Source organism: Mycolicibacterium hodleri, from assembly GCF_025822245.1.
GTDB classification, from domain to species: Bacteria; Actinomycetota; Actinomycetes; order Mycobacteriales; family Mycobacteriaceae; genus Mycobacterium; species Mycobacterium hodleri.
On the sequence record NZ_JACKTL010000075.1, the window covers coordinates 1 to 1525 of the forward strand.

Annotated in this window: 2 protein-coding genes; one reads left to right on the forward strand and one right to left on the reverse strand. The window is 70.4% G+C overall.

What is annotated here, in order from left to right; all coding sequences use genetic code 11:
- Positions 1 to 125: 125 nt before the first annotated feature.
- Positions 126 to 914, reverse strand: coding sequence for a cutinase family protein (locus tag H7J06_RS31570; protein WP_264043906.1), 789 nt, complete (start codon positions 912 to 914; stop codon positions 126 to 128).
- Positions 915 to 1120: 206 nt separating this feature from the next.
- Here H7J06_RS31570 and H7J06_RS31575 point away from each other — a divergent pair, with 206 nt between their 5' ends.
- Positions 1121 to 1396, forward strand: a complete 276-nt coding sequence (locus H7J06_RS31575; RefSeq protein ID WP_264043908.1) for a hypothetical protein — start codon at positions 1121 to 1123, stop codon at positions 1394 to 1396.
- Positions 1397 to 1525: the final 129 nt, after the last annotated feature.

The following is a 1525-nucleotide window of genomic DNA, read 5'->3' on the forward strand; positions in this document are numbered from 1 at the left end:
CGGATCGGCATTCGCCGGCGCCACCGCACCCACCACCATCGAGCACGCCGCCACCGCAGACAGTCCAAAACGCGTCAAGGCCTTCATAGCCGGATCCTATTCCGATGCGGGTCGGGACGGCTCGGTTAGTTTCCGGGCGCGACGTCCTCCGCCGTCTGCACCATCGGTGCCGACGGAGCGGTCCCGCCCAACCGGGCGGCCACGAAGTCGGCCGCCTGATCGGCCATCCCGTTGGACTTGTACGAGCTGTGTGCCGAGCGGTCCAAGCCCCCGGGGAAGCAGACCGGATCACCGGTGGCGCACAACTGGATGGTCTTAGCGGTGTACTGGTCACCGATGGCGATCGGCGGTGCCGAGTGGTCGACCAGACCCAGGAACCAGTCGTCGGGAGTCCCGAACAGGGCGACGGCCGCGACGTGGGAGGCGACGGACGCCGGCATCGGACCGGTGAGGCCGGCGGGCAGCGTGAACCCGGCGGGGACGGCACTGGAGGTGGTGTAGCCGGCGACGGCGGCGCCCTGCGAGTAGCCGCCGAGCACGATCTTGGTGGCGGGGCACTGCGTGGCGACCGACTGAATCTCGTTGCTGGCGTCGACGACTCCGTCGACGGCGCGGCCGAAGTCCAACGACGCCGGGTAGTTCACGCCGTACACGTCGACGGACTTGCCCGGGAGGCGAGCGGTCAGGGCGTCGATGAACGCCTGTCCGGTGGCGCCGACGCCGGGACCCTCGAACGTTCCGCGAGCGAACACCACCTCGACGGCGGCACACGAGCCGGCGGCGGCGTTCGCGGTGGCGGTCGGACCGACGATCGAGCCGGCGGCGACGGCTCCGACGGCGAATGCGCCGAATGCCGCCCGCTGCGCAACCCGCGCGACGGCGGCCCCCGTGCGTCCCAGGTGAAGTGTGGTCATGAGCTCGTCCCCGTCCTGCCTGTCGCCATCGCATCTGCGTAGAGGTGGCTACTGGCTGCTACAAGTGCGAGATCACGGCCTTCGATACCCGAGCCTCGAGGTGATGTACGTCACGGGTCGCGACGACGGCGGTGCGCCGAGAGTTTGGTGATGACGTAACGTGGTTATGCCTGCTAAGTATTCGACCGCGATCAGGAGCCACGCCGATGACCACACTGAAGAACACGCTGTCCGCCGTCGCGGTGGCGGCTGGCCTGGCCACCGCGGCGCTGGGCGTCGGCGCGGCCGTCGCGGTCGCCGATCCACCCCCGCCGGACATGTCGGTCGGCGAGGTGCCACCGCCCAACGCGCCGCCGAAGACCGCGGAATTCTGGGACGGCGAGCCCGTGGTGTGGACGCACATGTGGGGCGGCCGCTGGGGCGTGTGGAAGAACGACCAGTTCATCACCCTGTCGTCGAACATCAACACCGGCGGCGGATAGCCGCCGGCGTCGACCGCCGCCGGGCGGGGCTGCGTCAGCCTTGCTCGGCGGGCAGGGGTGCCCCGACCGGCGCCGGTGAGACCTGCGGCTGCCCCGCCAAACTGTCCACCACCGGACGCTGATCCGGGC